The organism is Pseudonocardia sp. ICBG1142 (assembly GCF_020496255.1).
Classification (GTDB): Bacteria; Actinomycetota; Actinomycetes; order Mycobacteriales; family Pseudonocardiaceae; genus Pseudonocardia.
The window spans coordinates 243,580-267,273 of sequence record NZ_JAHLJC010000030.1; the positions used below are offsets into that span (position 1 = coordinate 243,580).

The window sequence follows — 23,694 nt, forward strand, 5'->3', positions numbered from 1 at the left end:
GCGGGAGCACGTCGCTGGGGAGCGTCCCGGCGTACGTGTGGGGGTCAGCTGCCGTTGCAGCTCACGACCGCGTAGGGACCTGAGCTGGTCGAGGAGGTGATCTCCTCGCCATTGCGCAGGATGCGGCAGGAGATCTCGCCGCTCCCGCCGGACCCGGACTGGGCCATCAACGACAGCGGCTGGAAGGTGAGGACACCCGCGTCGAAGGTGACGTCCTTGGTCCAGGGCAGCGAGGTCCCGTTGACCTGCTCCATGCCCATCGTGTCGTCCTTGACGTAGGTGATGTTCCCGGCGGTGCCGGAACCGCTGACCTCGTAGGTGATCACGTCACCACCGGTGGTCGCGGGCGCCGACGCGGCGACGTCGGACTCCGGTGCGGACACGGCCGGGGCCGCGGTCGGCACGGCCGGCGGCAGGCCGGACACCGCGGCGGCGAACACCGAGGCGTAGAGGACACAGATGACCAGCCCGATCGCCGAGAGCACCGTGCCCGCGATCGCGACCCCACGGTTGTCCGCACGGCCCCGGCTCGCCCGGACGACACCGAGCACGCCGAACAGCAGACCCAGCAGCACCAGCGGCCAGGCGATCACCCCGATGAACGGGATGAAGGAGAACAGCAGGCCGAGGATCCCGAGCACCAGCGCAGTGACGCCGAAGCCGTTGCGCGGCGCGACGGCCGGGGCGGCGACGGCAGGGGCCGCGGTGCGCTGCTGCGGGACGGCGGCGCGCTGGGCCGCGCTCGGCCAGGGCTGGGCGCCGGCGGGCGCCTGCTGCTGCGGCATCCCGCCCGAGTTGGTGCGGCCGAAGGGCGGCCCGCCGAAGGGGACGTCGGGGTTGCCGTCGTAGTACGGGTTCGGGTGCCCGCCGGAGTGCTGCGGCCGAGGCTGGTGGTGCGGCGCCCGGCCCTGCGGCGCGGCGCCGCGCGGGTCCTGCGCGTACTGCTGCCGGTGGTGTCCGGGGCCCTGGGGACCCGGGTACTGCTGCGGGACGCGGTGCGGGCCGGACTGCTGCTGCGGCGGGCCGGAGAGGTCCGGGGCGCCGTGGCGGTTCTGCGGAGTGGTCACGTCACGGCTGTCGCGGCGACGGCGGCCCGCGTATCAGCTGGTCCGCACTTATCAACAAATCTGAGGACAGGGCCGTTCGGCCGTGCGGGTACAGGACCGAACAGGTCAGCCGAGCCGGTCGAGCAGGGCCCGGGCGTCGGTCGGTGCGTGGACCTTCGCGTCGTTGTCGAAGTAGCAGACGACGTCGTGCCCGGCGTCGCGCCACGCCCGGATGCGGGCGGCCCAGCCGTCGAGCGCCGCGGCGGTGTAGCCACCGGCGTAGAGCTCGCCCTGGCCGTGCAGCCGCAGGTAGACGAGATCGGCGGTGACCTCGTCGAACACCGGCCAGGTGCCCGCCGAGTCCGACTGCACCAGGGCGACGCCGTGCTCGCGCAGCAGCGCGGTGAACGCCGGGTCCCGGAACGACGGGTGCCGCGGCTCGACCGCGTGCCGCAGCGGGCGGTCGGCGTCGGTCTCGACGAGCGCCCGGCCGTCGAGCCGCTCGTCGTGTCCGGTCGCGGCCCGGGCGGCGGCCGTGGTGGTCGACGGCAGCAGCTCCAGGAAGCGGGCCACCCGGTCGGCGTCGAAGCGCATCCGGGGCGGCAGCTGCCACAGCACCGGGCCCAGTGCGGGCCCCAGTCCGAGCACCCCGGAGGCGAGGAAGTTCGCGACCGGCACCGCGACGTCGCGCAGCTGCTTCAGGTGCGTCACGAAGCGCGGGCCCTTCACCGCGAACACGAACCCGGCCGGGACCTGCTCGGCCCAGGCCCGGTAGTTCTCCGGGCGTTGCAGCGAGTAGAACGACCCGTTGATCTCGATCGAGGTGACCTGCCGGGACAGGTACTCCAGCTCCCGGCGCTGCACCAGCCCCGGTGGGTAGAACGTGCCGCGCCACGGCGGGTAGCGCCACCCCGACGTCCCGACCAGCACGGTGCCGGCCCGGGGCGTCCCGCTCACGTGCCACCGACCAGTCCGCGCAGCGCGGCGGCGGCCGCGACCGGGTGGGTCACCGGGCCGTTGTGGCCCCAGGGCAGCTCGACCAGGCCCCGCCCGATCCCGGCGGCCAGGGCCTCGGCGCACCGGTGCTCCCAGCGCCCGCGCGACTCGTAGCCGCCGGTGGGGATCACCCGTACCCCGCTGGCGGTCACGTCGGCCGGGTCGATCCGGGCGGCCCGCACGGCCGGGACGTCGTGGCGCAGGAAGCGGCGCAGTGCGGGCTGCGGGTCCCCCGACGGCGGCTCGGGCCGGTACCCGGGCTCGACCGGGTCGTCGCCGGAGGTCAGCTCCGCCATCGTCCGGATCGCGGCGCCGATGTCGTCGCGCGCGACGAGGTCCTCGACCCGGTCCATGGCGGCCTCGAAGGCCGCGTCGCGGACCAGGCCGGGCAGCGGTGGCTCGTGCGCGACGAGCGTCGTGACCAGGCCCGGGTGCCGGACGGCGAGCAGCAGCCCGATCACCGCACCGATGCTCACCCCCACGACGGCAGCGGGCCCGGTGCCCGCCAGCAGCCCGGCCGCGTCGTCGGCGTGCGCGGTCAGCGGGACCGGGCCGTCGTCGGCCGGGCTGCGCCCGATCCCGCGACGGTCGTAGGTGAGCACCCGGTGGGTCACGGCCAGCTCGTCGACGAGCATCCGCGCCGCGCCCGCCTCGGACGCGCCGGCCTGGATCAGCAGCAACGGTGGCCCCGACCCGGTCACCTCGTGGTGCAGGGGCACGACGTCCTCCCGGGCCGGTCTCGGGGCGGCCGGACGGCCGCCCGTTTGCCAGGATGGACGTCATGCGTACCCGACCGCACCTCGAGTCGTGACCGAGCTCGCCCCGGCGGTGCGCCGGGTCCTGGACTGGCCGGTCGACCACGTGGGCGCCGCCGTCGTCGCCGCGGACGGCACGGTGCTCGCCACCGCGGGCGACGTCGACCGCGAGTTCGCGCTGGCGTCGGTGACCAAGCTGCTCTCGGCCTACGCGGCGCTCGTCGCGGTCGAGGAGGGCGCCGTCGACTGGGACGACGCGGCCGGTCCGGAGGGTGCGACGGTGCGGCACCTGATCGCGCACACCTCGGGCCTGGCGTTCGACACCGACGAGGTCAAGGCCGCGCCCGGGGAGAAGCGGATCTACTCCAACACCGGTTTCGCCGTGCTCGCCGACGCCATCGCGGCCGCGACCGGCATCGGGTTCGCCGAGTACCTGCACGAGGCCGTCTGCACCCCGCTCGGGATGGGGCACACCCGGCTGGAGGGGGCCGCCGGCTCCGGCGCCGTCTCGACCGTCGAGGACCTGACCCGCTTCGCCGCCGAGCTGCAGGCCCCGCGGCTGCTGGACCCGCGGACCGTCGCCGAGGCGACCACGGTCGCCTACCCCGGTCTCGACGGGCTGCTGCCGGGCTACGGCCGACAGCGACCGAACGACTGGGGCTTGGGCCTGGAGATCCGCGACGGCAAGTCCCCGCACTGGACCGGGGTGCACTCGTCGCCGCGGACGTTCGGGCACTTCGGGCAGTCCGGCACGTTCCTGTGGGTCGACCCGGACGCGGGCGCCGCGGCCGTCGTCCTGACCGACCGCGACTTCGGGCCGTGGGCGGTCGAGGCGTGGACGCCGTGGACGGACGGGGTGCTCGCCGCGCTCGCGGCCGGCTGAGGGCCGGTCAGGGGTCGACCCGGTCGAAGCCCCAGGAGTGTGGCGGCCGGGCCAGCAGCTCGCCGGGCGGCTCGGGCAGCGTCGTCCCGGCCGGCACCCCGACCGCGATCACGACGACCCGCCCGCCGTCGGCGACGAACAGCTCGTGGCGCTGCGCACCGGCCAGCGCGACGGCGGCCCGCTCGCGCACGTGGTCGAGGAGCTCGTCACGGCGGCCGTCGGCGGCGCGGGCCTCCCACATCAGCGTCGGGGTCACGGCCGGCGCGCCGGCACGGTCGGCACGTCGACCGCGGCGGCCACGTCGCCGGCGGTGACCCGGAACCGGTCCGGATAGTGCGCGGCGTCGCGGACCGCAGGCGGCTCGGTGTCGCGCCAGACGAAGCCGCACAGCCCGCAGCGGTGCACGGTCCACACCCCGGGGACCGGGGAGGTCGCGAGCACGGCGGCGCCGTCGGTGGAACAGCGGGGGCAGGTCATCAGCGGTTCTCCTTCCGGTCGCCGGCGACGAGCCGGCCCAGACGCTCGACCCAGGCCGCGGTGTCGTCGGGCGGCACGACGCGCTGGGAGTAGTGCCCGCGGTCGTCCGGGGCGGTCGGCGTGGTGGCGTCGATGATCAGCTTGTGGGTGATGCCGGCCGGGTCGGATCCCGGGTCCAGCGGCAGCACCGGCATGTCGGGCAGGGTCACCAGGTCGTGCGCGGGGTGCATCTTGGTCGACAGCGCCCACATGACCTGGGGCAGGTCGAACGGGTCCACGGTGTCGTCGACGCAGATCACGACCTTGCAGTAGCCGAGGCCGTGCGGGGTGGTCATGGTCCGCATCCCGACGGCCTTGGCGAAGCCCCCGTAGCGGTTGCGGACCGAGACGATCGCGAGCAGCCCGTGGGTGTACATGGCGTTGACCGCGCGCACCTCGGGGAACTCGGCCTGCAGCTGCTTGAGCAGCGGGACGCAGGTGTTGGGCCCGATGAGGTAGTCGCACTCGGTCCACGGCATGCCGATGTAGAGGTGCTCGAAGTAGGGCGTGGTGCGGTAGGACACCCGGTCGATCCGGATCTGCGGCATGCGCCGGCCGCCGGAGTAGTGCCCGGTGAACTCGCCGAACGGGCCCTCGAAGTGCCGCTCGCGCCCGAGGACGACGCCCTCCAGCAGGATCTCGCAGCCCCACGGGACGTCGAGCCCGGTCTCCGGGCCGGTGGCGATCGGGCAGGGTGAGCCGCGCAGGGCGCCCGCCATCTCGTACTCGCTGTCGGCGTAGGCGATCGGCATGCCCGCGACCAGCGGGATCGTCGGCTCGTTGCCGAGCGCGATCGCGACCGGCAGGTCCTCGCCGCGCTCCTCGGCGCGGCGCAGCTGCAGCGCGATGTCGTGCTGCGGGACGGGCTGCAGCCCGAGCGTGCGCGGTCCCTGGACCTCCATCCGGTAGATGCCCAGGTTCTGCTTGCCGAAGGAGTCCGGGTCGTCGGGGTCGCGGCTGACGACGGCGGCCTTGTCGATGTAGAAGCCGCCGTCGCCGGCGTTGATGCGGAACAGCGGCAGCAGCGCGAACAGGTCGACCGCCTCGCCGGCGACGGTGTTCTCCGCGAACGGCGGGTCGGCGCGCCGCTCGACCGGCACCGGGAAGGCGTCCCAGCGACGGCCGAACTCCTCGACCTGCTCACGCACCGGGGTCTCCGGCGGCAGCCCGAGCGCGACGGCGTGGTTGACCCAGGAGCCGTGCGCGTTGAGCACGATGTTCGGGTCGCGGAACCCGGCGACGTCGGTGAACAGCAGCGCGGGGGCTCGGTCGCCGAGCTTCGGTGCGGCGGCACCGGCGGCACCGAGGTCGGGCTCGGCCTTCACCTCGTCGTCGATGCGCAGGAGCTGGCCGTGCCGCTCGAGCTCGGCCAGGTAGTCGCGGAAGGTGTCCATCAGGCGCTCCTCCTCTGACGGGCGGACCCGCCGGTCCAGCGGCGGGCCCGCGGGGCGGGCAGGTCGAACTGGTCGCAGATGCGTGCGACGACGTGGTCGACGACGTCGTCCAGTCCGGCCGGGTGGTTGTAGAAGGCGGGCATCGGCGGGACGATCCGCACCCCGGTGCGGCGCAGGGCCAGCATGTTCTCGAGGTGGACAGCGGGGTCTCCCGCGGCACGAGGACCAGCTTCCGGTCCTCCTTGATCGTGACGTCGGCGGCACGGGCGACGAGCCCGTCGGCGATCCCGTGCCGGATCTGCGCGAGCGTCTTCATCGAGCAGGGGACGACGACCATCCCGTCGGTCCGGAACGAGCCGGACGAGATCGACGCGGCCTGGTCCCCGAACGGATGTGCGGTCCCGGCCAGCGCCTCGACTTCGGGCACCGTCCAGCCGGTCTCCTCGACGATCGTCGCCCGTGCCCACCGGGAGAGCACGAGATGCGTGTCGACCTCGGCCTCGCGCAGCGCCTCCAGCAGACGGATCCCGAGGATCGCGCCGGTCGCGCCGGTGATCCCCACGACGAGTCGCACCGGGCCACCTCCCAACTAGTTCGTATACTAACTGTTTGAATACGAACTATACTCGGCGCATGATCGAGCGCAACCCGGGTGCCGACGAGGCGGTCGTGCACCTGCTCCGCCGGGTCCTGCAGTCCCACACCGCGGCCTGGCAGCAACGCGTCCCGCAGCTGACCAAGCCGCAGTACGCGATGCTCGACGCGCTGCGCCGCCGGCCCGGGATCGACCAGGTCACGCTCGGGTCGCTCGCGGCGACCGACAAGGGCACCACCACCGAGCTGCTGCGCCGGATGGAGCGCAACGGCTGGCTGACCCGCACCCGGTCCGAGACCGACCAGCGACGTCGGCTGGTCCACCTCACCGACGAGGGCGAACGCCTGGCCGCCGGGGCCGCGACCGAGGCCCGCGCGCTGGCCGCCGAGTTCCTCGCCCCGCTCGACGGGGCCGACCGGACCCGGCTGCGCGACCTGCTGGCCCGGCTCGCCGTGGCGGAGCCCGACGGGGACGGGGAGTCGTCCGGGATTCCTCACCCGGGGCGGGAATGAACCGCGACCCCCGCCCGTTGGAACGACTGTCCGAGCCGGGCGAACCGAGTCCCCGGGCCGCAATAGATAACCGCCACCGTGGAGTTCCGTTCGGCTGGAGCCACGATGCGCCACTCGCCGCGAGGCGACCGGCGTCCGGTTCGGACCCCATACCTCCCCTTCTCGAAATCCATTCGACGACGCCTGCGAGGCCGGTCACCATGGTCGGCGCACGCCCGGTCCCGGGCGAGCAGGCAGACTGAACGAACGATGTCCAGCGAACCCGTCCCGTCTCCGACCTCCGCACAGCCGTCGTCGCACGACCGACCGCGCCGACCCCGCCGCCGACCCGGCGCCCGGGGCGAGCACCAGCCGCGCGGCGGGAACTCCGGCACCCCGCAGGACACACCTCCACACGAGACCACCTCATCGGACCTCGCCGCAGCGCAGGCCGCCCCCGGGACGGAGGGCGCCGCGCGCGGCGTCCCGGCCCGCGATCAGCAGCGCCGCCGTGCATCGACGCAGCGCCGCCGCGGGCCTCGGGGTCGGCGCGCTGCCGTCACGGCGCCCGGCCCCGACCAGCCCGGCCGTCGCGGCCCCGACCGCGACGGCCCGGACCCCTCGGGCCCCATCCCGGCCGCAGAGACCGACGCCGGCCGGCCGCGCCGGGGCACCGGCGGGAGCCGCGACGCCGAGCCGCCGCTCCCCCCGCTCGACGACGCCGAGCTCACCGCCCTGCGCGAGCGCCTCGACTCCCTCGGCCCGGCCGAGGCCGAGCGCCTGCGCGGCCGGCTGGACCGGGCCCGCGACGGGCGCGCCCAGCAGTGGGTCGCCGACGCCGTCGCGAAGGCCGAGCACCGCATCGCACGCCGGCGCGCCGCGCTGCCGCGGATCTCCTACCCCGCGACGCTGCCGGTCTCCGCGCGCCGCGAGGAGATCGCCGACGCGATCCGCGACAACCAGGTCGTCATCGTCGCCGGGGAGACCGGCTCCGGGAAGACGACGCAGCTGCCGAAGATCTGCCTCGAGCTGGGCCGCGGTGTGCACGGGATGATCGGACACACCCAGCCGCGGCGGCTCGCCGCGCGCACCGTCGCCACCCGGATCGCCGAGGAGCTGGGCGTCGAGCTCGGCGGGGCGGTCGGCTGGAAGGTCCGGTTCACCGACGCCGTCGGCGACTCGACCATGGTCAAGCTGATGACCGACGGCATCCTGCTGGCCGAGCTGGCCGGGGACAAGGACCTGCTGGCCTACGACACGCTGATCATCGACGAGGCGCACGAGCGCAGCCTCAACATCGACTTCATCCTCGGGTACCTGACCCGGCTGCTCCCCCGCCGTCCCGACCTGAAGGTCGTCATCACCTCCGCGACGATCGACCCGGAGCGCTTCGCCCGGCACTTCGGCACGGCATCGGAGAGCGGCGAGCCGAGCCCCGCGCCGATCGTCGAGGTCTCCGGGCGCACGTTCCCGGTGGAGGTGCGGTACCGGCCCGTCGTCGACCCTGACGACCCGGACGCCGACCCCGACCGGCAGCTGGACGACGCGATCGGCGACGCCGTCGTCGAGTTGCAGCGCGAGGGCCCCGGCGACGTGCTGGTGTTCCTGCCCGGTGAGCGCGAGATCCTGGAGGCCACCGAGGCACTGGAGCGGCGCAACCTGCGGAACACCGAGATCCTGCCGCTCTACGCCCGCCTGTCGACGGCCGAGCAGCAGCGCGTGTGGGCGCCGCACGCAGGCAACCGGGTCGTGCTGGCCACCAACGTCGCCGAGACCTCGCTGACCGTCCCCGGCGTCCGCTACGTCGTCGACACCGGGACCGCGCGCATCTCGCGCTACTCGCGCCGTCTCAAGGTGCAGCGGCTGCCGATCGAGAAGATCTCCCAGGCCTCGGCGAACCAGCGCTCCGGTCGCTGCGGCCGCACCTCGGACGGCATCGCGATCCGGCTGTACGCCGAGGACGACTTCGACGCCCGACCCGAGTTCACCGACCCGGAGATCCTGCGGACCAACCTGGCGTCGGTCGTGCTGCAGATGATCGCCCTGGACCTGGGCGAGATCTCGGAGTTCCCGTTCGTCGAGCCGCCGGACCGGCGCGCCGTCGCCGACGGTCTGGACCTGCTGCACGAGCTCGGTGCGCTGCGGCCGGACCGGCGCTCGCTGACCGCCGTCGGGCACTCGCTGGCGCGGCTGCCGGTGGACCCCCGGCTGGGCCGGATGCTCGTCGAGGCGCACCGCAACGGCTGCCTGCGCGAGGTGCTGGTCATCGCGGCCGCGCTGAGCGTGCAGGACCCGCGCGAGCGGCCGACCGAGCAGCGCCAGGCCGCCGACGAGCGGCACCGCCGCTTCGCCGAGGACGGCTCGGACTTCCTCGCGTTCCTGCGGCTGTGGGACCACCTGCAGCAGCGCCGCGACGAGCTGTCGGGCAGCCGGTTCCGGCGCGAGCTGCGCGAGGACTTCCTGCACTACCTGCGCGTGCGCGAATGGTGGGACCTGCACGGCCAGCTCCGGCAGGCCGCCCGCAGCTCCGGCATGGAGGTCAACGACCACGACCCCGAGTGGCCGCGGCACGCCGACCGGATCCACCAGTCCGTCCTCGCCGGTCTGCTGTCGCAGGTCGGCATGCAGGACCCGCTCTCCGAGAAGAGCACAGGGAAGGGCACGGGGAACGGCAGAGACGGGAAGAAGGAGCGGAAGGGTCCGAAGGACTACCTCGGAGCCCGCGGCGCGAAGTTCGCGATCTGGCCCGGCTCGGGTCTGGCGCGCAAGCCTCCGCGCTGGGTGATGGCCGCCGAACTCGTCGAGACGACGAGAGTGTGGGCGCGGACCGTCGCACCGGTGCAGCCGGACTGGATCGAGCCGCTCGCCGAACATCTCGTCAAGAAGACGTATTCGGAACCGCGCTGGTCACGCAAGCGCGGGAGCGCCGTCGCGACCGAGCGGGTCACCCTGCACGGGCTGCCGCTGGTCGCCGACCGCACCGTCGCCTACGGCCGGATCGACGCCGAGGTGAGCCGCGACCTGTTCCTGCGCCACGCTCTCGTCGAGGGCGACTGGGACACCCGGCACCCGTTCTTCCACGCCAACCGGGAGCTGCTCGACAGCGTCGAGGAGCTCGAGCACCGGGCCCGGCGGCGCGACCTCGTCGTCGACGAGGACACCTTGTTCGCCTTCTACGACGAGCGGGTCCCCGCCGACGTCGTCTCCGGGGCGCACTTCGACCGCTGGTGGAAGCGGGAGTCGAAGCGGTCCCCGGACCGGCTGACCTACACCGAGGAGATGCTCGCGACCGAGGCCGCGAAGCAGGTCGACCGCGACCACTACCCCGACCACGTCGAGGCGGGCGGGCTGACGCTGCCGCTGTCCTACGCGTTCGAGCCGGGCCACCACTCTGACGGCGTGACCGTCGACGTGCCGGTGGCGGCGCTGAACCAGGTCGACCCGACGCCGTTCACCTGGCAGGTGCCGGGGCTGCGCGAGGAGCTCGTCACCGCGTTGATCCGGACGCTGCCGCGGAACCTGCGCCGCAACTTCTCCCCCGCCCCCGACCACGCGAAGGCGGTGCTGGCCCGGCTGCGCGGCGAGACCGGCCGACGCCCGCTGCTGGACGTCCTGGAGGACGAGCTCGGCCGGATGCGCGACGTGCACATCCGGCGTGAGGACTGGGAGCTGGAGCGGCTGCCCGAACACCTCACGGTGACGTTCCGGGTGCTCGACGAGTCCGGTGCCGAGCTGGCCCGCGACACCGACCTGGACCGGCTGCGCCGCGCCCTCGCCCCGAAGGTGCGGGAGGAGCTGGCCGCCGCGGGCAGCGACGTCGAGGCGACCGGGCTGACGTCGTGGACGATCGGTGAGCTCCCCCGCGAGCTGCCGATCCGGCGCGGCGCGCACACGGTCACCGGCTACCCGGGCCTGCGCGACCGCGGCACGAGCGCCGACGTCCGGGTGTACGCGACGGCGTCCGAACGCGACCCCGCCCACCACCGCGGCGCCCGGCGGCTCCTGCTGCTGAACACCACCCACCCGGGCAAGCAGGTGCAGCGCGGTCTGGACAACCGGGCACGGCTGGCCCTGTCGCGCAACCCGCACGGCTCGCTCGACGCCCTGCTCGACGACTGCACCACCGCCGCCGCCGACCACCTGATGGTCCGTGGCGGTGGCGACCCGTTCGACGAGGCGCAGTACGCGCGGCTCGCGGAGCTGCTGCGGATGCGGCTGCCGTCGACGACGCTGCAGGTCCTCGACGCCGTCCGCGGCGTACTGGAGGTGTGGCACCGGGTGGGTGCGGCGCTGGCGGACCTGCGCGGCCCGGCCACCCGCGACGGCGTCGCCGACGTGACGGCGGTCGTGGGCCGGCTGACCGCGCCGGGCTTCGTCACCGCCGCCGGGGCGACCCGGCTCGGCGACGTGAAGCGCTACCTGCAGGGCTGCGAGCTGCGGCTGGAGAAGCTGCGCGCCGACCCCGCCCGCGACGCCAGGTGGACCGCCGAGATCGCCCCGGTCGAGGCCGAGTACCGCGGGCTGCTCGCCGCGCTGCCCGAGGGCACCGAGCCGTCGCCGGCGCTGCGGGAGATCGGCTGGATGGTCGAGGAGCTGCGCATCTCGCTCTACGCCCACCCGATGAAGACCCGGCACCCGGTGTCGGTGCGGCGGATCGAGCGGGCGATCGACGAGCTGTGACTGTCGGGGGTCGCGGGCACACTGCGACCATGACCGATGCACCGATCGCCATGTTCCGTCTCTTCGCACTCGACTGCCCGGACCCGATGGAGCTCGCCCGGTTCTACTCGGCGATCACCGGCTGGCCGGTGATCGGTCCCACCGACGCCGACCCGGACTGGGTCGAGCTCGACCCGGGTGGGGCGGGCGCCACGCTGGCGTTCCAGCAGATCTCCGAGGGTGAGTTCACCCCGCCCGAGTGGCCCGGGCAGGTGCGCCCGCAGCGCGGGCACGTCGACTTCGTCGTGCCCGACCTCGACGCCGGGGAGGCCGCGGTGCTGGCGATCGGGGCGCGCAAGCACGACGTCCAGCCCACGCCGGCGAGCTTCCGGGTGTTCCTCGACCCGATCGGGCACCCGTTCTGCCTGGTCAAGGAGTAGCGGGCGCACCCAATGCCGCCGCCTCCTCCCGGATCGCCCGCACGAGAGCCGAGGCGGCGCCCGACGGCGCGCCGGCGGTGACCGCGAGCAGCGCACGGTCCGGTACGACCGGGTTGCGCACCGGGATCCAGCGCACGTCGCGCGGCACCGAGTCCGCGGCGAGGCCGGGCACCACGGTGACGGCCAGCCCGGCGGCGACCAGCCCGTACCGGGTCGCCCAGTGGCGCGCCTCGTAGCCGATGTGCGGCTCGGACAGGCCCGGCCACGCGCCGAACTGCGGCTCGCCGGCCGGGCCCGCTCCGGCCACCCAGGTCTCGCCGACCAGGTCCTCCACGTCGAGCACGTCCCGGTCGGCGAGCCGGTGCGTCCGGCCGACGGCGACTCTCGAGCCACGGGGGACGTGCAGCGTCTCGGCACGCAGGCCGTCGAGGTCCGGCGCGGGGAGCCCGTCGCCCACCGCGACCACCGCCACCTCCACCTGTCCGGCACGCAACCGTCGCACCTGGACCGGGCTCGCCGCCTCCTGCAGGGCGACCCGCAGGCCCGGGTGCCGGGCACGCGTCCTGGCGACGGCCCTCGGCAGCAGCACCGCCGTCGCCGTCGGGAACCCCGATGCCACGAGACTCCCGGCGAAGCGGTCGCGCACCCCGGCGACCTCTTCGAGCGCCCCGTCGAGCTCGGCGAGCACCCGGCCCGCCCGCCGGACGACGACCTCACCGGCGGCCGTCGGCCGCACCCCGCGCGGCAACCGCTCGAACAGCTCCGAGCCCGCGGCCGCCTCCGTGGCCGCGACCTGCCGGGACACCGCTGACTGCGTGTACCCGAGCACGGTCGCCGCGCCGCTGAACGAGCCCTGCCGGGCCACCTCGAACACGGTCCGCAACCCGGCGACGGTCAGCTCGGCCATGAGTCGATGGTATGCGGTCTGCTCATGTCTGTTGTGCACAGGTCTCGCTTGTCGCATGTGCTGGAGCGACGCACGCTGGACCCATGACGAACGACAAGGTGTGGTTCCTGACCGGCGCGTCGCGGGGCTTCGGGCGCCTGTGGGCCGAGGCCGCGCTGCGGCGCGGTGACCGGGTCGCAGCGACGGCGCGGGACGTGCGCACGCTCGACGGCCTCGTCGCCGCCCACGGCGACGCCGTGCTCCCGATCTCGCTCGACGTCACCGACCGCCCGGCGGTGATCGACGCCGTCCGCCGGACCGTCGAGCACTTCGGCCGGCTCGACGTCGTCGTGAACAACGCGGGGTACGGGCACTTCGGTGCCGTCGAGGAGCTGAGCGAGGACGAGATCCGTGCGCAGATGGAGACCAACTTCTTCGGCGCACTGTGGGTGCTGCAAGCCGCCCTGCCCGTCCTCCGCCGCCAGCGCAGCGGACATCTCGTCACCGTGACGAGCGAGGGTGGCGTCCGCGCGTTCCCCGGGATCGGCGCGTACCACGCGTCGAAGTGGGCGGTGGAGGGGCTTACGCAGTCCCTCGCAGGCGAGGTCCGCGAGCTCGGGATCCGCGTCACGAACGTCGAGCCCGGCCCGTACGCGACGGGGTGGCTCGACGCCACCCGGCACAGCGCGCCGCGGCCGGACTACGACCACGTCCGGGACTCCGCGGGAACCTTCGACGTCGGGGACCCGGAGGCGACGGTCCCCGCGCTGCTCGCCGTCGTCGACGCCGAGGACCCGCCGCTGCGGGTGTTCTTCGGCCGGTCGTTCGAGGCCGTCCGAGCGCAGTACCTGGCACAGATCGCGGAATGGGAGCGCTGGCAGGACGTGGCCCTGGAAGCGTTCGGGCCGGTCCGGGCCGGATGACCGGTGCGGGCCGGCGCCCGCACCGGAACCGGATTCGTTCGCCACCGCACGAATCCGGCGGGGTCGGCGGATCGGTGTGAGGATCAGGTCTCCGTCGACGGCGAGGGGCCCGCGATCATGACCGCACCGACCACCCCGTACACCGAGCTGGGCGAGGCCCTGGGCACCGACTTCTTCTCGGTGCGCGACCAGTTCACCGACGAGCAGTGGCAGCGCTTCGCCGACACCCGCACGTTCGTCGACTCCGAGGTCCTCCCCGACATCAACGACTACTGGGAGCGCGCCGAGCTGCCCTGGCACCTGTTCCGGCGGCTGCCGGAGCTCGGGGTCGTCGGCGAGGACATCCAGGGCTACGGGGCGGCCGGGATGAGCCCGCTCGCGCTGGGCCTCGTGCACATGGAGCTGCACCGTGGCGACGGCTCGCTCGGCACGTTCCTCGGGGTGCACGCGGGCCTGGCGATGAAGGCGATCGCGATGTGCGGCTCGGAGGAGCAGAAGCAGCGCTGGCTGCCGGCGATGTCGACCATGGACTCCCTCGGCGCGTTCGCGCTGACCGAGCCGATGCACGGCTCGGACTCGGTCGCGCTGGAGACCACCGCGACCCGCGACGGCGACCACTGGGTGCTGCGCGGGTCCAAGCGCTGGATCGGCAACGGCAGCGTCGCGGACCTGGTGGTCGTGTGGGCGCGCGACACCGACTCCGGGGAGGTGCTCGGATTCGTCGTCGAGACCCCGGCGGAGGGATACCGGGCCACCGTCATCCCGGGGAAGGTGTCGCTGCGGGCGCTCTGGCAGGCCGACATCGAGCTGGACGGGGTCCGGGTGCCGGAGGAGAACCGGCTGGCCGAGGCGCGGACGTTCGCCGACTGCGCCGCGGTGCTGGCGACCACCCGGGGCACCTGCGCCTGGATGGCACTGGGCCACGCGACCGCCGGCTACGACGCCGCCCTGCGCTACGCCCTGGAACGCGAGCAGTTCGGCAAGCCGCTGGCGAGCTTCCAGATCGTGCAGCAGCGGCTCGTCGCGATGCTCGCCGACCTGACCGGCATGCAGCTCTACTGCATGCAGTCCGCGCGCCTGGCCGAGGCGGGGAAGCTGTCCCCGACCGTCGCGGGGCTGGCAAAGATGCACAACACCCGGACCGCCCGCAAGATCCTCTCTGAGGCACGGGACCTGCTGGGTGGCAACGGCATCCTGCTGGAGCACCATGTCGTGCGGCACTGGGCCGACATCGAGGCCATCCACACCTTCGAGGGCACCGAGACGATCCAGACCCTCATCGTGGGCCGCGACGTGACCGGGATCAGCGCGTTCACCTGATCCCGGCCGGCGCAGGTCAGGCGGGCAGGTCGCGCGGGCCGGGCTTCTCGCGGCCGAACCGGCGGGCCAGGTCGGCCTCGACACGGCGGTCCGAGCGCCGCTCCAGCCACCGCCGCCCCCGGGCCGTCCGCGCGACGAGCAGCGACTCGACCAGGTTGCGCAGCACCTGCGACGGCCACATCCACGGCGCGGTCACCGGCAGGTCCAGGTCGCGCAGGCCCTCGGCGCGCAGGAACACCCGCAGCAGCGACAGCAGCCGTCGCCGCTCCCAGGCGCCGCGGAGCCGGTCGAGCCGGCCGCCGGTCCGCTCGCTGCGCAGCCCCTCGACCAGGGCGCCCGCGAGCTGCGGGCCTGCCGGGGTGACCTCGCCCTGGGCCAGCACGATGTGGTGGTTGAACGCGTTCTGCTCGCGCTCGCTGTCGAACAGCCAGTCGTCGTCGACGCCGATGAGCCACCCGACGTAGCGCCAGAGGTGCATGATCGCGGCGCCGTCGGCACGCGGGACGTGCCGTCCGAGCAGGCGGCAGCCGAGGATCGCGGTGCTGTTGAACAGCCCGAGCGTGGCCGCGGCGTCGGACTGGTTGATCGGCAGACCGTGGGTGTCGACGTCGTAGCGGTCGCCGCGTTCGAACCGCTCCGCGACGAGCGCGTGCATCGCACGCACGTGCAGCGTGGCCGCCCAGCCCTCCCCGCCGGGTTCCATGCCGCCGGGGCGGCTGACGGCGAACGCCCACGCCTGGGTCTCGCCGAGGCGTCGCATGGCGCCTGCGCCGGTGAGCCCGCCGGTGCGGACGAGCAGCTCGGTGGGGCCGCCGTAGCGGTAGCCGCCGATCAGCGACAGGCCGAGCAGCACGTCGTCGCGGCTGCGGCCGAGCCTGCGGTAGGCGCGGGCGCCGCGTTCGAGCAGGTCCCGGTCGAGCCAGTCCGGGTCCGGGGTGACGGCGGCGAGGAAGTCCCGCAGCGCGGGCGGCGCGTCGGCCGGTGCGGCACCCGCGGCGAGCGCGGTGTGCAGGGCGCGCATGGTCACCCGCTGCGGGTCGTCGCGGTCGCGACCCATCGCGCGGGCCAGGGCGGCGCCGGTCTCGTCGCGGGTGAGCATCCGGCGGCCGATCTCGGCCAGCAGTGCCGGGTCGGGGTCGCGGACCCCGGCGACCAGGCCGAGCGGACGGGCGATGCGCGCCGCGCGTTCGGGCGCACTGTGGAAGCGTCGCGGGGCGACGGGCGGCTCTGCCAGCATGGACGAATGCTGACACGAGCAAATGCTCGCCTTCAACGCGCGTTCCGGGGCCCCCGGTGACCGCCCGCCGGGCCCGGCGACGCGAGCCGCGACAGGAGCGGTCCCGGGCGATGGTGGAGCGGATCGTCGCTGCGGGCCGGGAGGTGCTGGTCACCCGCGGGTACGACGGCGCGTCGACGAACCGGATCGCGGCCGTCGCCGGGGTGTCGCCCGGGTCGCTCTACCAGTACTTCCCGGACAAGGACGCGGTGCTCACCGAGGTGCTGGACCGCTACCTCGACGCGATGGAGGCTCGCGTCTCGCGCGCGTTCCTCGACTCGGTCGCCACGGCCGGGCCGGGCGCCGGGACCGCCACGGCGGTGCGCGCGACGCTGGACGCGCTGCTCGACACGTTCGGCGAGGAGCCGGACCTGCTGCGGGTGATCGTCGAGCAGCTGCCGCGCTCCCCCGGCGGGCGCCGCGCCGCGTTCGCCGGCCGGATCGACGACCTGGTCACGACGGTGCTGCTGACCCGCGGGGCCGGGGACACCGACGCGGCGCGGGCCGCGGCGTGGACGGTCGTGCGGACCGTCGAGCACCTGACCACCGGCTACGTGCTGGAGCGGCCGGGGTTCGCGCGGGAGGTCGTCGTCGACGAGCTGACCGCGCTGGTGGCGGGCTACCTGGACGCGCGCCTGTCCGGTGGGCGGGTGGCGTCCGACGGGCCGTCCTGACCGGGCTCGACCGGGAGTCCGGCCGCAGCCCAGGCGCGGAACCCGCCGTCGACGTCGGTCGCCCGGTGCAATCCGATGTCCTGCAGCGACGCGGCGGCCAGACTGGAGCTGTAGCCCTCCGAGCAGAACAGCACCCAGGTGACGTCGTGGTCGACGGCCTCGGGGACCCGGGCGTCGGAGGTCGGGTCGAGCCGCCACTCCAGGTGGTTGCGCTCGATCACCAGCGCGCCCGGGATCTGCCCCTCCTCGCGGCGCTGCCAGCCCGGCCGGGTGTCGACCAGGTGCGCCCCGCCGGCGGCGAGCTCCGCGGCGCGCTGCGGGGTGGGCCGGTCGAGCCGGGCGCGGGCAGCGACGAGCAGGTCGGCGACGGTGCGGCTCATCCGACACCCTGCCCGGGTTCGACGAGCTCCGTGCGGGTGCGGCGCAGGCGGTGGTGCCCGGTGGTGCCCGCGACCTCCTCGACGTCGTAGTACGACATCGCCGACAGCGGCGGCGAGTAGGCGTGCACGCTCACCGCGGGGGCCTCGGCGGTGTTCGCGACGTCGTGCACGTGGCCCAGCGGGAACCCGGCGCCGCGGCCGTGGCGCAGGGTGCGGGTGCGCAGCCCGGACGGGCCGCTCCAGCGGCGCTCGGTCAGCGAGCCCGACACCACGGTCAGCGCGCCGAGCGAGCCGGCGTGGTCGTGCAGCTCCGCGATCTGCTCGGTGGCCCAGCTGATCAGCCAGACGTCGACGAAGCCGTCGCTGCGCAGCAGCCGGTACCAGCGGCGGTCCGGGTCGACGACGACCTCGTGCTGCCCGGCGCGCACCTCGGCGGCGATCTCGCGGGTCAGCTCCTGCAGGTCCTCGAGGCCGTACGGGGTGGGCGCGGTGACGGGCCGCGCGTGCGGGACACGCGGCCGGGGGCGGGCGGGACCGTGCCCGGGACGGGTCGAGCGGGGAACGGGCAGACCGGTGGGCACGGAGGCAGGCGCGGACACGGGAGTACTCCAGGAAGAGGTCGGGCGAGCGTGGTCGAGGGACTCAGCTCGGGCGACAGCCCTGGTCGAAGTGGTCGGCGCGACGGGTCCCCCACAGGGGTCCGAGGGTCGCTGCCTGACTCATGCCCCGCATGCCATCACAGCGACGGGCACCGTTTCAACCCGCCGTCCGACCCGCGGGAGGACCCCGCGGGTGTCCGGACAGGTCGGGTCAGGCGCCGTCGTCGTCGGACATGCCGATGACGGTGTCGAGACCCGACAGGACCAGCGAACGACGGGCCTGGCTGCCGGCAGGCGCGACGAGGGTCAGCGCGGCCCCTCCTGCCCGCATCCGGCGCGCGACCTCCGACAACAGGGCCATCCCGGCGCTGCTGACGAACGCCTCACCTGGCAGGTTCAGGGTGATCGGCAGCCCGCGGTCGACGTGCTCCATCAGCGGGGCCCGGATCGCCGAGACCCCACCGAGGTCGAGGTCACCGACGATCCCGATCCGCACACCGTGCGCGTCCGGGACGGCCCGCAGCCGGGCCCGGACGGTGCCGTCGTCACCCTCGCCGGACGAGGTGTCGTCCCGGTCGCGGTCCGGTTCGGGCTCCCCGGCGACGAACTCCACCGGCGGGCCCGCGCCCGGGGTGCCCACCTCGACCGGGATCGCGGGCAGCAGGAACCGCACGGTGGTGCCGGAGTCCGACGCGTCGATGTGCACGTCCCCGGCGAGCTCGCGGATGAGCGCGATGCCGCGGCCGCGGTAGCCGGGGTCGGCCGGCGGGGGCCGCCAGCGTCCGCCGTCGGTGACGCGCACCGCGACCGAGCCGTCCGCGGTCAACGCCAGGTCGACGTCGCCGCCGGCGCGCCCGTCGGTGTCCTCGGGCAGGTAGGCGTGCTCGATGGAGTTGGTGACGGCCTCGCCGACGGTCAGCTGCAGGTCGCTGACCGCGTCCGGGCCCATCCCGCACCGCGCGGCCCAGGCCGCCACCGCGCGACGCAGCGGGGCGAGCCGTTTCGGGTCGGCCTCGATCGCGATCCGCAGCGGCGGCGGCATCAGCCGGGCGACGACGACGACCGTGTCGTCCGGGATGACCATCCCCTCGGACATCCGGTGCAGCAGCGTGTCCGCCATGTCGCGGGGCTGCGCGGCGGACAGCTCGTCGAACGCGGCGGACAGCCGGGCCAGGCCGTCGTCGATGACCTCGTCACGGCGTTCGAACAGACCGTCCGAGCAGAGCAGGATCGTCTCGCCGGGTTCCATCCGGTCCACGGCCTCGGGGAACGGGGGCCGACCCGAGATCCCCAGCGGCACGCCGCGGCCCTCGGACAGGGTCCGCACCCCGTCCGGGCCGGCGACCAGCGGCGGGGGGTGCCCGGCGCTGGCGTAGCGCATCTCGCCGGACCCGGTGTCGATCGTCGCGATGGCCACGGTGCTGGCCATCGCGCCGCGCACCCGCAGCGCGTACTGGTCGAGCTGCTCGAGGGCCCGCGCCGGGGGCTGGCCGTTGACCAGGTTCGACGCGACCGCGGACCGCAACTGCCCCATCACCGCGGCCGCCGCCGGGCCGCGGCCGACGACGTCGCCGACGACGAGCGCCACCAGGTCGTCGCCGAGGTCCAGGACGTCGAACCAGTCGCCACCGGCCTCGGTGCCCTGGGTGCCGGGGCGGTAGCGGGTGGCCAGCGACAGCCGTTCGATGTCGGGCAGGCGCTGGGGCAGCAGGCTGCGTTGCAGGGTGACCGCGACCTCGTGCTCCGCCTGGTGCAGCTGGGCGCGGACGATCGCCTGCGCGCACTGGTTGGCGAGTGTGAGCACGAAGCTGCGCTGCTCGGGGGTGAACACCGGCTCGACCGGGAACCGCAGCCCGATGACGCCGATCGGGCGGGCCGCGACCATCAGCGGCACCGCGGTCTGCACCGGGTAGCGCCGTACCTCGCCCTCGGCGGGCTCCCCGGCGTTCCAGATCGGCTCGCCGCTGCTGACGGCGCGGCTCAGCGGGTGCGCGCGGCCGGGGGTGCGCATCGGCGGGCCGTCGGCCGGCCAGCCGGACTCGCGCAGCAGCGAGAGCGTGCCGCCCTCGTCGACCACGAGCACCGCGACCGCCTCGGCCCCGATCGAGATCCGGCCGTGCTCGACGACGACCTCGGCGACCGACTCCAGGTCGGTGGCCCTGGCCAGCCCGGTCGCGACCGCGCCGAGGCGCTCGGCGAGCCGGCGGGCCTCGGTCTCGGCCTCCAGCATCGAGGCCCGGTCCAGCGCCTGCGCGGCGAGCTCGGCGACGGCGACGGCCGCCTCCTTGTCCGCGTCGGACAGCCGTCGTTCGGTCAGCATGGCGACCGCGAGGACCCCGAGCGAGCGCCCACCGGCGACGAGCGGCAGGTAGCCGATGGTCTGGGCGTGGTCCGGTGCGATGCCGATGGCCGCGGGGTAGCGCGTCGCCCACTCGTGCGCGGTGGTGAACCACAACGGCTCGTGCCCGGACAGGACCTCGGTGAACGCCAGCGGCGCGTCGGTCCGGATCCGGGCGGCCCGCTGCCACATGTCGCGGTCCCAGCCGTGCCCGGTGAGCGCCTGCAGCCACTCGCCCCGGACCTCCCAGAGCCCGGCGTGGTCGGCGGCGAGCAGGTCGACGATGTGGTCGGCGGCGATGGCGGCGACCTCACCGGGGGTCGCGGCGGCCGACATCTTGGCGGTGGCCCGGTGCAGCAGACCCAGGCGCTGGGCCGAGGCACGTTCCTGCTCCAGCAGGCGGGCGTTGTCGACGGCCAGCCCGGCCCGGCGGCCGATCTCGGACAGCAGGTCCAGGTCGTCGTCGGTGTAGGGGTCGCCGGTCTCGGTGCGGACGACGGTCAGCACGGCGCTGGTGCGGCCGCGAGCGGGCAGCGGCACGACCATCACCGAGGTCATGCGCAGCCGGGTCCAGGCCCGGCGCTGGGTGGGTGCGAGCCGGCTCAGGACCTCGTCGAGGTGGGCGGCGTCGAGGATCTCGGGGCGGCCGTCGTCGGCGGCGGGGACCAGCGGGGCGAGCCGCCACAGCGAGGGTTCCAGCGCCGAGCGCTCCGCGGCCACGGCGAGCGTGCCGGTTCCGGTGACCGCGTCGCCGTCGTGGACGACCGCGATGTCGGCGAGCCGGTCCTCGACGACGGCCCGGACGAGCTGGTCCGTGCGTCCGGTGCGGGTGATCTCCCGTTCCAGGGACTCGGCGACCTCGGAGTAGATGCGGTGCCGGCGCTGCTCACGGTGCTGGACGTCGATGTCGAGACAACCGCCGACGTAGCCCGCGGAGCGTTCGCCGTCGCGGACCGGAGCGCCCCGGTCGAGCACCCAGCGGTAGCGGCCCGCCCGGTCCAGGAGCCGGTACTCGACCTCGAACGGCGCGTGCGCGCGGGCGGCGGCGGAGGTCACCGAGCGGTAGCGCTCGCGGTCGTCGGGGTGGATGCGGCGGCGCCAGTCGTGGCCCAGCTCCTGCACGGCGTCCTCGACGCCGGTGAAGTCCAGCCAGCCGCGGTTGACGAACAGCCGGTGCCCGCCGGGGTCGTCGACCCAGATCAGCGCCGGGGTGGAGTCGGCCATGGCGCGGAACTGCAGCTCGGCGGCCCGCCGGACCCGGCCGAGATGCAGGTGGTTCGCGACCCGCGCGAGCAGCTCGCGGGCGGAGAACGGGCGGACCAGGTAGTCGTCGGCGCCGGCGGCGAAGCCCTCGACGGCGGCCTCCTCCCCGGCCCGCGACGACAGCAGCACGACCGGCACCCCGACCGTGCGGGGGTCCGACCGCAACGCCCGCAGGAGCTCGATGCCACCGTTGCCGGGCAGCGCCGCGTCCGCGACGACCAGGTCCGGCGGGTCGGTGCGGGCGGACTCCAGCGCGGCCGAGCCGTCGGCGACGACCCGCACGGTCCAGCGTTCGGTGAGCAGGTCGCGCAGGTAGCCACGCATCTCGCGGTCGTCGTCGACGACGAGCACCCGGTCTCGGTGGTCGACCTCCAGCCCGTCGACGACCGACCCGTCCACCGAGCGGCCGCGGGCGAGGACCGGCGGGACGTCGGCGGGCTCGTCGGGGAGCCAGCGCAGCGCCTCCGCGACGTAGGGCGCGGCGAGCTGCGGAGCGGATCGGGACCCGACCCGGGCCCGGACGAGGCGTTCGGGGGGCAGATGGGCGAAGCCCAGCGGCAGCCGCACGGTGAACGTGCTGCCCGCGCCGGGGTCGCTGGTCGCGCCGATGGTGCCGCCGTGCAGGCGGACCAGCTGGCGGATCAGCGGCAGGCCGAGGCCGCTGCCGTCGCCGCTGCGGCCGTGCCGCCGGGTGGGCCGGTGGAAACGGTCGAACACCGCCTCCAGCTCGCCGTCCTCGATGCCGGCGCCGGTGTCGGAGACCCGCAGCACGACCTGCTCGCCGTCCTGGGCGAGGTCGACGGTGATCCCGCCCTCGCGGGTGTACTTGACCGCGTTGCTGAGCAGGTTGAGGACGATCTTCTCCCAGGCATCGCGGTCCACCCAGACCGGCCGGGCCTGCGGCGGGCAGGACACCGACAGCTCCAGCCCGGCCCGTTCGACGACGGGCGCGAACGCGTCGACGAGCGCCGCGGTGGTCTTCCCGATCTCGGTCGGCGCGAACATGCCGTCGTACCTGCCGGTCTGCAGGGCGGAGACGTCCAGCAGACCGTCGACGAGCTTGAGCATCCGCTGCGCGTTGCGCTGCGCGAGCTCCACCTGGGTGCGGACGGCGGCGTCGTCGTGGTCGCGCAGCCGCTCCAGCGGTCCGAGGACGAGGGCCAGCGGGTCACGGAACTCGTCGCCGAGACCGGCGTAGTACTCGGCACAGGCCTGCTCGACCAGGCCGGCGTCGTCGCGCCGGTCGCGCTCGCGGTCGCGGGCGAGCGCGGCGGTCAGCAGGCCGCCGATGGTGCCCGCGATCAGCCGCAGGAACGAGCGGTGGTCGTCGTCGAGCGGGAGCAGTGGCGGCGCCCCGATGACGACGGCGACGCCGGTCGACCCGTCGGGGGTGTACACCGTGGACCGCACGACGTCGGTGACCGGGACGCCGTCGTTGCCGTGGACCTCCACCGGGTCGACGGCGAGGAACTCGACGTCGGTGGCGCGGTCGGAGTCGAGGCCGTCCGGGAGCCAGTCCGCGGGCGGCGCGTCGATGCGGACGGTCGCCAGTGGGCCGGAGTCGGCGCCGATCGCCGTCACGACGGCGCAGCCGACGTCGTCGGGCAGGTCGGTCAGGACCGTGCAGAGCCGTTCGACGGCGATGTCGAGGGTCGGGGCGTCACGGGACACCTCGCCGAGCGCGGCCAGGATCGTCATCCGCCGGCCACCGACCACCTGGGCCGTGGACTCGGCGGTGAAGACGATCAGACCCCGGACGTCGCCGTCGGGGCCACGGACGGGGGTGGCGGAGTAGGTCCACCACGTCGCCTCCGGCACGTCCCACCGCCGCAGCACCAGGCGGTCGTCGCGCCGGTAGATGCCGTCACGCCGGCCGCCGAGCATCTCCTCCAGAACTCCGGAGAGATGAGCGAAGGCCTCGGGCCAGGCGTCGCGCAGCGGTGTGCCGAAGCCCCCGGGATGACGCAGGCCCGCGTGCGGGACGAACTCGTCGTTGTAGAACACCACGAGCTCGGGTCCCCACCACGCGACGAGCGGCTGGCGGCTCTCCAGGATGAACCGGATGGTGTCCTCGAGCTCGCGGTCCCAGGTGTCGCGCGCGCCGAGCGGGGTCGCCGACCAGTCGATCGTCGCCAGCAGGTCGCGGACGGGGACGTACTCGTCCTCCGTCCGCCGGTCGAACCGATCCACCGTGCGCGCCACCCCGTTCTGCCGTTCCGGCCCCAGGATCGCACCACCGGTGCGGATCCGGCGCGGTGAG

General features: G+C 74.6%; 19 protein-coding genes and 1 pseudogene. 7 read left to right on the plus strand and 13 right to left on the minus strand.

The window, feature by feature from the left end; genetic code table 11:
- Window positions 1-44: 44 nt before the first annotated feature.
- From KPL59_RS15240 to KPL59_RS15250, 3 genes are all read right to left on the minus strand, one after another.
- Window positions 45-1,067 (minus strand): MmpS family transport accessory protein, encoded by a 1,023-nt coding sequence (locus KPL59_RS15240; RefSeq protein ID WP_226353175.1) that lies wholly within the window; start codon window positions 1,065-1,067, stop codon window positions 45-47.
- Window positions 1,068-1,172: 105 nt separating this feature from the next.
- On the minus strand, window positions 1,173-2,003 hold the full coding sequence (locus tag KPL59_RS15245) for a DUF72 domain-containing protein (protein ID WP_020622627.1): 831 nt from the start codon (window positions 2,001-2,003) through the stop codon (window positions 1,173-1,175).
- Window positions 2,000-2,761 (minus strand): alpha/beta fold hydrolase, encoded by a 762-nt coding sequence (locus tag KPL59_RS15250; protein WP_226361189.1) that lies wholly within the window; start codon window positions 2,759-2,761, stop codon window positions 2,000-2,002. The genes KPL59_RS15245 and KPL59_RS15250 overlap by 4 nt, the downstream gene beginning before the upstream one ends.
- Before the next feature lie 88 nt (window positions 2,762-2,849).
- Here KPL59_RS15250 and KPL59_RS15255 point away from each other — a divergent pair, with 88 nt between their 5' ends.
- Window positions 2,850-3,680 carry a serine hydrolase gene (locus tag KPL59_RS15255; protein WP_226353178.1) on the plus strand — a complete coding sequence of 277 codons (831 nt, stop codon included), beginning with the start codon at window positions 2,850-2,852 and terminating at the stop codon, window positions 3,678-3,680.
- Between the two features lie 7 nt (window positions 3,681-3,687).
- On the opposite strand, the gene KPL59_RS15260 is transcribed toward KPL59_RS15255, so the two are convergent.
- The 5 genes and pseudogenes from KPL59_RS15260 to KPL59_RS35750 all read right to left on the minus strand — a co-directional run.
- On the minus strand, window positions 3,688-3,936 hold the full coding sequence (locus tag KPL59_RS15260) for a hypothetical protein (RefSeq protein ID WP_075308689.1): 249 nt from the start codon (window positions 3,934-3,936) through the stop codon (window positions 3,688-3,690).
- Complete coding sequence (locus tag KPL59_RS15265; protein WP_226353179.1) at window positions 3,933-4,157, minus strand: non-oxidative hydroxyarylic acid decarboxylases subunit D; 225 nt, start codon at window positions 4,155-4,157, stop codon at window positions 3,933-3,935. The genes KPL59_RS15260 and KPL59_RS15265 overlap by 4 nt, the downstream gene beginning before the upstream one ends.
- Window positions 4,157-5,590, minus strand: a complete 1,434-nt coding sequence (locus KPL59_RS15270; protein WP_226361190.1) for a non-oxidative hydroxyarylic acid decarboxylases subunit C — start codon at window positions 5,588-5,590, stop codon at window positions 4,157-4,159. The genes KPL59_RS15265 and KPL59_RS15270 overlap by 1 nt, the downstream gene beginning before the upstream one ends.
- Complete coding sequence (locus tag KPL59_RS35745; RefSeq protein ID WP_255677769.1) at window positions 5,590-5,775, minus strand: hypothetical protein; 186 nt, start codon at window positions 5,773-5,775, stop codon at window positions 5,590-5,592. Before KPL59_RS35745 ends, KPL59_RS15270 begins: the two co-directional genes overlap by 1 nt.
- 65 nt (window positions 5,776-5,840) lie before the next feature.
- Window positions 5,841-6,164 (minus strand): annotated as a pseudogene (locus KPL59_RS35750) (UbiX family flavin prenyltransferase); the annotation flags it as partial.
- A 59-nt stretch (window positions 6,165-6,223) separates the two neighbouring features.
- On the opposite strand from KPL59_RS35750, the gene KPL59_RS15280 reads away from it, so the two are divergent.
- The 3 genes from KPL59_RS15280 (at window position 6,224) to KPL59_RS15290 (ending at window position 11,775) form a co-directional block, all read left to right on the plus strand.
- A complete protein-coding gene (locus tag KPL59_RS15280; RefSeq protein ID WP_226353181.1) occupies window positions 6,224-6,697 on the plus strand; it encodes a MarR family winged helix-turn-helix transcriptional regulator in 474 nt (157 codons plus the stop codon).
- 249 nt (window positions 6,698-6,946) lie between these two features.
- Window positions 6,947-11,356 carry an ATP-dependent RNA helicase HrpA gene (gene hrpA, locus KPL59_RS15285; RefSeq protein WP_226361191.1) on the plus strand — a complete coding sequence of 1,470 codons (4,410 nt, stop codon included), beginning with the start codon at window positions 6,947-6,949 and terminating at the stop codon, window positions 11,354-11,356.
- Window positions 11,357-11,385: 29 nt separating this feature from the next.
- Complete coding sequence (locus KPL59_RS15290) at window positions 11,386-11,775, plus strand: VOC family protein (RefSeq protein WP_226361192.1); 390 nt, start codon at window positions 11,386-11,388, stop codon at window positions 11,773-11,775.
- On the opposite strand, the gene KPL59_RS15295 is transcribed toward KPL59_RS15290, so the two are convergent.
- A complete protein-coding gene (locus tag KPL59_RS15295; protein WP_226361193.1) occupies window positions 11,765-12,682 on the minus strand; it encodes a LysR family transcriptional regulator in 918 nt (305 codons plus the stop codon). The two genes, KPL59_RS15290 and KPL59_RS15295, sit on opposite strands and share 11 nt — an antisense overlap.
- An 83-nt stretch (window positions 12,683-12,765) precedes the next feature.
- Between KPL59_RS15295 and KPL59_RS15300 the strand changes: the two genes are divergently transcribed.
- Together KPL59_RS15300 and KPL59_RS15305 are read left to right on the plus strand one after the other, a co-directional pair.
- Window positions 12,766-13,584 (plus strand): SDR family NAD(P)-dependent oxidoreductase, encoded by an 819-nt coding sequence (locus tag KPL59_RS15300; RefSeq protein WP_226361194.1) that lies wholly within the window; start codon window positions 12,766-12,768, stop codon window positions 13,582-13,584.
- 117 nt (window positions 13,585-13,701) lie between these two features.
- A complete protein-coding gene (locus KPL59_RS15305; RefSeq protein ID WP_226361195.1) occupies window positions 13,702-14,904 on the plus strand; it encodes an acyl-CoA dehydrogenase family protein in 1,203 nt (400 codons plus the stop codon).
- Between the two features lie 16 nt (window positions 14,905-14,920).
- On the opposite strand, the gene KPL59_RS15310 is transcribed toward KPL59_RS15305, so the two are convergent.
- On the minus strand, window positions 14,921-16,141 hold the full coding sequence (locus KPL59_RS15310) for an oxygenase MpaB family protein (protein WP_226361196.1): 1,221 nt from the start codon (window positions 16,139-16,141) through the stop codon (window positions 14,921-14,923).
- A gap of 110 nt (window positions 16,142-16,251) precedes the next feature.
- Here KPL59_RS15310 and KPL59_RS15315 point away from each other — a divergent pair, with 110 nt between their 5' ends.
- Complete coding sequence (locus KPL59_RS15315) at window positions 16,252-16,854, plus strand: TetR/AcrR family transcriptional regulator (RefSeq protein ID WP_020626311.1); 603 nt, start codon at window positions 16,252-16,254, stop codon at window positions 16,852-16,854.
- Here the strand turns inward: KPL59_RS15315 and KPL59_RS15320 are convergent.
- The 3 genes from KPL59_RS15320 to KPL59_RS15330 form a co-directional block, all read right to left on the minus strand.
- A complete protein-coding gene (locus KPL59_RS15320) occupies window positions 16,800-17,234 on the minus strand; it encodes a rhodanese-like domain-containing protein (protein WP_226361197.1) in 435 nt (144 codons plus the stop codon). The genes KPL59_RS15315 and KPL59_RS15320 overlap by 55 nt on opposite strands.
- Window positions 17,231-17,833 carry a cysteine dioxygenase family protein gene (locus tag KPL59_RS15325; RefSeq protein ID WP_226361198.1) on the minus strand — a complete coding sequence of 201 codons (603 nt, stop codon included), beginning with the start codon at window positions 17,831-17,833 and terminating at the stop codon, window positions 17,231-17,233. The genes KPL59_RS15320 and KPL59_RS15325 overlap by 4 nt, the downstream gene beginning before the upstream one ends.
- 211 nt (window positions 17,834-18,044) lie before the next feature.
- Window positions 18,045-23,624, minus strand: a complete 5,580-nt coding sequence (locus KPL59_RS15330) for a SpoIIE family protein phosphatase (RefSeq protein ID WP_226361199.1) — start codon at window positions 23,622-23,624, stop codon at window positions 18,045-18,047.
- Between the last annotated feature and the right edge of the window lie 70 nt (window positions 23,625-23,694).